At 61.9% G+C, this 8,312-nt stretch carries 5 protein-coding genes and 1 tRNA gene; 1 reads left to right on the top strand and 5 read right to left on the bottom strand.

All coding sequences use genetic code 11. The features are described 5' to 3' along the window. The first annotated feature begins 12 nt into the window (after window positions 1–12). A complete protein-coding gene (pepN, locus tag QZ149_RS06525) occupies window positions 13–2,577 on the top strand; it encodes an aminopeptidase N (RefSeq protein ID WP_291450520.1) in 2,565 nt (854 codons plus the stop codon). Window positions 2,578–2,789: 212 nt separating this feature from the next. Here the strand turns inward: pepN and QZ149_RS06530 are convergent, their stop codons facing one another. The 5 genes from QZ149_RS06530 to QZ149_RS06550 form a co-directional block, all read right to left on the bottom strand. Next, window positions 2,790–3,596: an N-acetylmuramoyl-L-alanine amidase family protein gene (locus tag QZ149_RS06530; protein ID WP_291450521.1), complete on the bottom strand. Its 807-nt coding sequence runs from the start codon at window positions 3,594–3,596 to the stop codon at window positions 2,790–2,792. A 439-nt stretch (window positions 3,597–4,035) separates the two neighbouring features. Next, on the bottom strand, window positions 4,036–4,980 hold the full coding sequence (locus QZ149_RS06535) for an excalibur calcium-binding domain-containing protein (protein WP_291450522.1): 945 nt from the start codon (window positions 4,978–4,980) through the stop codon (window positions 4,036–4,038). A gap of 229 nt (window positions 4,981–5,209) precedes the next feature. Then, entirely contained in the window at window positions 5,210–6,910 is a 1,701-nt protein-coding gene (locus tag QZ149_RS06540; RefSeq protein WP_291450523.1) for a CAP domain-containing protein, read from the bottom strand. A 583-nt stretch (window positions 6,911–7,493) separates the two neighbouring features. Continuing rightward, window positions 7,494–7,566: transfer RNA gene (locus tag QZ149_RS06545), tRNA-Ala, on the bottom strand. 140 nt (window positions 7,567–7,706) lie between these two features. Continuing rightward, window positions 7,707–8,312 (bottom strand): histidine phosphatase family protein (locus QZ149_RS06550; protein ID WP_291450525.1); only part of this gene is annotated, 606 nt, incomplete at its 5' end.

The following is an 8,312-nucleotide window of genomic DNA, read 5'->3' on the forward strand; positions in this document are numbered from 1 at the left end:
GAAAGGCACCCCATGCCAGGCCTGAACCTCACTCGCGAGGAAGCAACCGAGCGCGCCTCGATCATCTCCTCCGTGACACGCTACGAGATCTCGCTGGACCTCACGCGCGGCGGCACCGACTTCGGATCGTTCACCCGCATCGAGTTTGACGCGCGCGAAGGCGCGTCCACGTTCGCGGACCTCGTGTCCAACAACGTGCACTCGATTCGCCTGAACGGCGTCGGCCTCGACCCGTTCTCCACCCACCAGGACAACCGCATCGCGCTGAACAACCTGGCAGAGCACAACGTCCTCGAGGTCGACGCGTCCTGCCAGTACATGCACACCGGCGAAGGTCTGCACCGCTTCATCGATCCCGCGGACGGCCAGGCCTACACCTACTCCCAGTTCGAGGTCCCGGACGCGCGCCGCGTCTACACGACCTTCGAGCAGCCCGACCTGAAGTCGGTCTTTACTCTCACCGTCAAGGTCCCCAAGGGTTGGAAGGTCTTCTCCAACGCCCCCACCCCCTCCCCCGCGGAAGACGGTGATGCGTGGGCCTACCGCTTCGCGACCACGGAAAAGATGTCGACGTACATCACCGCGATCGTGGCCGGCCCCTACGAGGGCACCACGGCCTCGCTCACTTCCTCCGACGGCCGCACGATCGACCTGGGCGTGTACGCGCGTGCCTCGATCGTCGATCACCTGGACGCCGACGAGATCATCGACATCACCCGTCGCGGCTTCGAGTTCTTCGAGGGCGCCTACGGCATCGCCTACCCCTTCACGAAGTACGACCAGATCTTCGTGCCCGAATACAACGCGGGTGCCATGGAAAACGCGGGCTGCGTGACCTTCCGCGACGCTTACGTGTTCCGTACCCGTCCCACCGAGGCTCAAATGGAGGCTCGCGCCAACACGATCCTGCACGAGCTGGCGCACATGTGGTTCGGCGACCTGGTCACCATGAAGTGGTGGAACGACCTGTGGCTCAACGAGTCCTTCGCTGAGTTCATGAGCCACCTGGCCTTGGCCGAGGCCACCAAGTACACCGAAGGCTGGACCGGCTTCATGGTCCGTAAGGACTGGGGCCTCAAGCAGGATCAGCTGCCCACGACGCACCCGATCACGGCTGAGATCCGCGACCTGGCCGACGTTGAGGTCAACTTCGACGGCATCACCTACGCCAAGGGTGCCTCCGTGCTGCGCCAGCTCGTCTCCTACGTGGGACGCGACGCCTTCTTCGCGGGCCTGCACGAGTACCTGACGAAGCACTCCTACGCCAACGCGACGCTGGACGACCTGCTCACCGAGCTGGCCGCTGCGTCGGGCCGCGACCTGGCCTCATGGTCGAAGGTGTGGCTGGAGGAAGCCGGCGTGACGCTGCTGCGTCCGGTCGTCACGACCGCCGAGGACGGCACGATTGAGCGCCTCGAAATCACGCAGGAAGCCTTCTCCGAGGGAGCCTCCCTGCGCCCGCATCGCCTGGGTGTCGCGGGCTACTCGCTGACCGAGGAGGGGACGCTTGCCCAGGTCTTCCGCGAGGAGCTTGATGTCGACGGCGCGTCCACGCTCGTCGAGGCCGCTGCGGGCATCGCTCGCCCGGACTTCATCCTGGTCAACGACGGTGACCTCGGCTACGCGAAGGTGCGCCTGGACGAGCAATCCCTGGCCTTCGCGGTCGCTAACATCACTAAGTTCACGGATTCCCTCACGCGCGGCGTCGTCATGGCCTCGGCGTGGGACATGACCCGCGACGGCGAAATGCCGGCTCGCGACTACCTGAACCTCGCGCTGACCTCGATTCCCGTTGAGGACAACATGAGCCTGCTCATGCTGACCCTGCGCCACATCGACGAGGCCGTGCGCACCTTCGTCGCACCGCAGGCTCGCGCCGAGGCCGCCGAGGACACGGGTCGTCGCCTGTTGCTCCTGGCTCGCACCGCCGCCTCCGGCTCGGACGCACAGCGCATGCTCGTGGCCGCAGCCGCGCGCAATGCCTCCTCTGAGGAGCAGTTCGAGGCCGTCCGCGGCCTGTTCGACGCCACCCAGACCCTCGACGGCCTGGACCTGGACGTCGACCTCAAGTGGGATCTCCTGGTCTCGCTCGTGCGCGGCAGCGTCGCCACCGAGTCCGACATCGACGCCCTCGAGGCCGAGGACGACACGATGACCGGCCACCAGAACGCTGCGGCCTGTCGCGCCGCGCGCGCAGGGGAATGGATCAAGGCCGACGTGTGGGACAAGGTCCTCACCGACACCTCAATCCCCAACGACACCCGCTGGGCGATGATCTCGGGCTTCTGGGCACAGGCACGCACCAACCCCTCGGCCTACGCTACCTACGTCGCGGAATACTTCGACGCACTGACGGGCATCTGGGAGCGTTTCACCTTCCACACCGCCGAGGACCTGACCACGCTGCTGTTCCCGACCGCTCTGGCCGGTTACACAACCGAGGTCGACGTGGTCGCGTCGGGCAAGGCGTGGATCGACGCTCACGCCGACGCCTCTGCCGGTACGCTGCGCATCATCCGCGAGCTCATCGACGTGTGTGAGCGCCAGATCGCCAACCAGGCGGTCGACGCGGGCTGATCTGCTTATTGAGAGATGGTGGGGGCGTGGTCAACTGGCCACGCCCCCACCGTTTCTTTGCTTACCCTTCCTGTCACGCATGTGCCCGCTCGGCACCCGCATACCGCCTCCAAGAGGGAAACGGACCCCGGCCTCGTCGAGGTCGGGGTCCGTTAGCGTGTGTGATGGACTCAGTGCGCCGCTGGCACAAGCACCGCCACTGAGCCAGAGATTCAGAGCTGGCCAGCCCAGGCACCGGAATCGTGGAAGAGGTGACGCTTGCCGTCGATGGTCTGGATGCCCGTGACCATCGCACCGTTGTCATCCATGTAGAACCAGGAGCCGTTGATCTCTGCCCAGCCGGTGACCATCGCACCGTTCTCGTCCATGTAGAACCAGGAGCCGTTGATCTCTGCCCAGCCGGTGACCATCGCACCGGACTCGTTCAAGTAGTACCAGTCAGCTCCAAGCTTGACCCAGCCGGTGGCCATGGCACCCGAGTGGTGCAGGTAGTACCAGGTGCCATCAACATTGATCCAGCTGGTCTGCATGATGCCATTCTCGGGCGAAAGGAAGTACCAGGAGCCGTTCCAGCTGGCCCAACCGAAGATCTGCTGGCCATTGAGGGTGAAGTACTCCCAGCCGGCCTCCTCCTGGTGCCAGCCGGTCACCATGTAGCCGTCGGAGTCGAATCGGTAGATCTGGTCATCAATCTCGACCTGCTCATCCTTGGCGTAGTCGCCGTCGCCCAAGTCGAACCACCAGCCCTTATCGTTGTGCTTCCAGGAAGCAACGGGGCCCTCCTCGCCGTCCTCATCGTCAGCTGCCGGGTCTTCCGTGGCGGGCTTCTCGTCCGTGGCGGGCTTCTCGTCCGTGGCAGGGTCCTCAGCAGCGGGCTGCTCAATCGCAGCAGCAGCATCACCCGGCGTACCCTCCTCGAGGGCGACGGGGGCCGCATAGGCGGGGATGACGGTTCCAGCGACGACGGTGGCAGCACCGAGGGCGGCGATCATGGTACGACGGGCATTGATGGGACGCATCTGCATGTTCCTCTCAAGATGTGGTGGCGTCTTACTCGCAGCTACTGAAGGGCCCCATTGGTCGTCCAGCACTGAAGTCGGCGACGGTTTCGCACTAACGCATTACTGAGCATGTATAACAGTTTGTCGATAATCAACCATGGAATATCTATTATGTTTCAAATCACACTAAATGAGTGGTGAATATCGCCTAAGAACATTCCATGACATTCATACGACAAACTACTTACGGTTGGAAATGTTGCAAATATGCGAAGTCGTTACTCTTATATCTGCCAGATCTGACCAAAGATCGCACACACGTCAACAGTTCAACACATCATCACAACGACACACTCGTCAGACACTCCACCACCCCACACGCACCGTATGTACAGAAGGACCCCGGCCTCGTCGAAACAAATCAAACGAGGCCGGGGCCAGGGGAAGTGGAGCACAATTAGCGAGGACGCACCTCGCAGGCGACACCGTCACCATCACGATCAAGATCCGCGCTATAGCCCGGATCTCCACGGCGCAGTGGAGCAGCGCCCGCGTTCCAAGCCTCGGTGCAGTTGTTGAACGTACGCGCATTGCCAGAACCGCCGCCACGCGAGGGCACCGGGTACAGCCCCCACCAGGCACCCGAGTCGTAGAACCAGTGACGCTCAGAACCAATCCACTGCGTACCCGTTACCATCGCGCCGGATCCGTTCAGGTAGTACCACGTACCTCCGAGATTGAGCCAGCCGGTCACCATCTCGCCAGAACTGCGGAAGTAGTACCAGGAACCCCGAACAGCGTTCCAGCCCGTCAGCATCGCACCATTGGCGTCCATGCAGTACCACGCACCACCCTGACTCACCCAGCCAGTCGCCATGGCCCCCGAGGCATCCAGGAAGTACCAGGTGTCACCGACCTTCTGCCAACCCGTACGCATGATGCCGGTTTCCGGATCCAGGTAGTACCAGGAACTCCCCACCTGAACCCAGCTTCGCGCCTGTGCACCCGAGGTGCTGTAATATTCCCACGCACCGTCAACACCATACCAACCGGTGACCATGTAGCCACTGGCATCAAAGCGGTAGGTACTGCCGCCAATCTCGCGCACCTCGCTATGCACAAAGCGGCCGTTGCCCAGGTCATACCACCATCCAACAGCATCCTGCTTCCAGGAGGGCTTGGGGTCAGGCGCGGGTGCAGGGTCCGACTGCGGAGCGGGATCAGGTGTAGGGTCCGGGTTGGGCGCAGGGTCCGGCTGTGGATCAGCGGTCGGCTGAACGGTTGGTACCGGCTCCGGGCTAGGATCAGCATCTGCCGCAAAGGCAGGCATGACACCACCGACGACGAAGGCGGCGACACCAAGCGCTGCAACCACGCTTCGATACGCATGAATGGGACGCATACATGTTCCTCTCGATAGAAGGAGCGAACGAACCCGCTCCCTCAACGGAACGGGTATCACCGTGTCGATACGGCTTCAGTTTCGCAACACTCATATACCGAGTATATACTCACGCTCACTGAATGCAAGCACCATCACACAATCATGTCCCTTGGCAAACTGGCGGCCACCGCATAGGGGAAGCCCCCGCCGATGAGCGAACTCATCGACGGGGGCTTCAATCACAGCGTCAGTTCTTGGCGCGACGCGATGCGATGAGCGCACCAATGCCAGCGACCAGGACCGCGACAGCACCAACCGCAACCCACGTGGCCGTGGTGCCCGTGGAGGCGATGGTCTGCGGACGAGTCTTCGACGGGGTCGAAGGCTGCGACGGGGCAGGTGCCGGAACGACCGGAGCCGTGGTGGTGGGGGTCGACGGGCCAGGGGCCGGAGCGGAAGGCTCAGGCGTGGTCGGAGTCGACGGGCCAGGCGCGGGAGCGGAAGGCTCGCCGATCGACGGGTTCGGGATCTCCGCGGCCGTGCAGTTCGTCAGCGCGGCGCGGTACTCCTCGGCTGTCAGGTAACGCTCAGCCTTGTTGTCACCCTCAAGGACGGTTACGCCGCCATCCTTCTCAGGACGCACGGAGGTGTCAGCAGCGATCGAGTCAGCAACCTTATCGAGCTGAGCGTCGAGTTCCTCGAGGTCCACAGCAGGCTTATCCTCAGAGATCGACGCCAGATAGTCATCGAGGGCCTTCTGAGCAGCATCGACGGCGGCCTGAGCGTCAGCGACGGCCTTATCGGCATCAACCGAGGGCTTATCGTCGACGGGCGCAGGGGTCGCCGGAGCGGGCGCAGGGGTCGCCGGAGCCGCGGCACCATTCTTGGCGGGCAGAGTCGAGACATCCACGGGGAGGGCAGAACCCGGGAGCGCGCCAACCATCTTTTCCCAGGAGTTTGCGCGCTGTTCATCGCCGGATCCAGCAAGGCCGGAGACGTAGTTCGTATTGTCTGTATTGAAAGCCTTGCCGTCGAAGCCGTAGGCCGAGGCCGTGTCACCGGTCGTGTGGAAGCGCGACAAGTTCGGCGAACCACCGGTGACACCATAGAACTTCTGCGTGCCGTAGACGCGCGTGCCCTCACTGCCCTTGGCAATGTACACACCGACGCCAACGGTGTTGCTCGCACCGAGCATGTTGCGGTCATGCCCCTTAGAGTTCTTCCATTGATCGAAGAGATCAGCAGCAGCCTGCGCAGGAGTCTTCATGCCGCCGCCGGCAGAGAAGTTCTCAAGGTGGTTGTAGGCGATATTTTCAGCAGCAGACATCGTATCTGCTCCGTCGAGAGCCCCCTGCCCCATGTTCTTGTAGGACTGATCATGCTCGAAAGAATCGGTATCGGACATGTGCTTGCTCCACGAGCGAGCATCGCCAGTAACGGTGTCCGACACGACCAACTCGGGTAGGCCAACGTTGGCGCGGTAGGCATTCATCTTCTGAACGATGAGGGCCTCGATGATCTTGGCCTGGGTCTCGTAATCAACCTTGGACCAGTCAACCCAGTCGAGACCGCGGTCAACAGTAGTGTCCGCAGCGGGCGCATCTCCGACGGCGGGGGCATCACTGACAGAGGGGCTGGGCTTCTCGGCATCCTGCTTGGCGGCCTCCAGGGCGGCCTGAGCGTCGGCGAGGTCCTTACGGAGCTGAGCCTCACGCTCAGGGTCGGCCTTGTTACCGGCTGAGTTGCCCGCGGCCGCGTCGGCGTACTGGGCGAGCAGCGGGTTGTACTCAGCAGTGATGCGAGCGTCTGCGCCCGTGAGGGATGCGCAGAAGGGATCCTCGGTGGCATGGTTTCCCTCGGCCAGTGAGGGGATCACAACGAGGGATGCCGCGATCGTAGTGGCGGCGAGCACCACCGTGGTGTGAGTGCGGGTGAGTTGGAACGACATTAACTATCGGCCTAACACTATGGAACAGAGACAGGTAAATCTTTCCATGCGGTTTACGAGATTTCAAACTTTTTTGAGTAATTAATTACATGCAATTCTCTGAAATTGCAACGTTTTCTCAGTTTCACAGATTTTGAACATCCCACATGCCGATACCAAAACGTTATATTAACCGATTGGCATTTTACCATTCTGCAAGTTTGATACTGACCTAGCGCTTGGATTACATGCAGCAACCTCCTCACACCCGCAGGACAGGTTTCCCCCACCTCCCCACCCACTGACAGACACCCCCAGCAGCGCACACACACTCCCACCTAGTGGAAGCTGAGCAACACGACCCACAGACGGGACACGCCGGAATTGTTGTCACACGCGACCAACCCATCACGAATCATGGAACAGCCACACACTAACCACAGCACATGACAACAACAAGAGACAGACTACAGCGGCTAACACCCCACAGATCCCGATGAAATTCAGAAGTGCAGCAACGAGCGAGCCAAAGAAAAGAAAGTGACCACAGGCTCACGGAGTAATAAAAAACCGACACTCACAAGCTGAGTGTCGGTTTTTTCGGTGGAGCTAGGGGGATTCGAACCCCCGACCTCTTCCATGCCATGGAAGCGCGCTACCAACTGCGCCATAGCCCCTTTATTTAATTGGTCACCCCCGGCGACCTAATAAATGATAGCCAATTTTTCGAGAGGTACGCAAATCCAAACCAAGTGTCGCTGATCACATCGTCATGAAATCGTTGAAATGCTAGGCAAATGAGGCCCCCAGAGGCGTGTTAGGCCCCCAGGATATCCTCGCGAGCCCCGATGTTGTGCGATGCCAGGCGCCATCCGGTGCGCGCTGCGCTCTTCGCGGTTGAGACACCAACGGGCACCAGTTCCGACCAGTGGCAGTTATCGACGCCGCGCAGGCCGTTGAAGTCTGCGGGATCGAGCCCCAGCAAGGAGATGAGGCCCCGCGCGATAGCGGAGCCGTGCGAGACAATGATGAGAGACTGATCCGACCGGCACGCGGCCGCCGCCTCGAGGACGGCGTCGCGGAAGCGCTCCCCCACAACCTCGGAACGCTCGACCTCGGCACCCACACATTCACCAGTGTCTCGATACTCGGAGTAGGCCTCGGGTTGCTCGCGGGCGATCTCCTCGTAGGTCTTCCCCTCGAAGGTGCCGTAGAAGCGCTCGGTGAGCCTCTCATCGCTGACCGGACCCTCACAGGGATAGCCGGCGATGTCGAACACGCGCGCGAGGATACGGGCCGTGTCGAGCGCGCGCACCAGCGGAGAGCACACGATGCGTACTCCCCCGTCGTCATAGCTGCGCGAGGTCTCGGCAGCGACCATACCGACCTCGGCGCTGGGTTCGCACAGGCGCGACACAAGCAC

It is taken from the genome of Actinomyces sp. ICM47, from assembly GCF_905369875.1.
Lineage (GTDB): Bacteria > Actinomycetota > Actinomycetes > Actinomycetales > Actinomycetaceae > Pauljensenia.

Bases quoted from the DNA above. Each gene is read 5' to 3' on its own strand.
- pepN (WP_291450520.1), top strand. From the start codon at position 13: ATGCCAGGCCTGAACCTCACTCGCGAGGAAGCAACCGAGCGCGCCTCG.
- QZ149_RS06530 (WP_291450521.1), bottom strand. From the start codon at position 3,596: ATGCGTCCCATCAATGCCCGTCGTACCATGATCGCCGCCCTCGGTGCT.
- QZ149_RS06535 (WP_291450522.1), bottom strand. From the start codon at position 4,980: ATGCGTCCCATTCATGCGTATCGAAGCGTGGTTGCAGCGCTTGGTGTC.
- QZ149_RS06540 (WP_291450523.1), bottom strand. From the start codon at position 6,910: ATGTCGTTCCAACTCACCCGCACTCACACCACGGTGGTGCTCGCCGCC.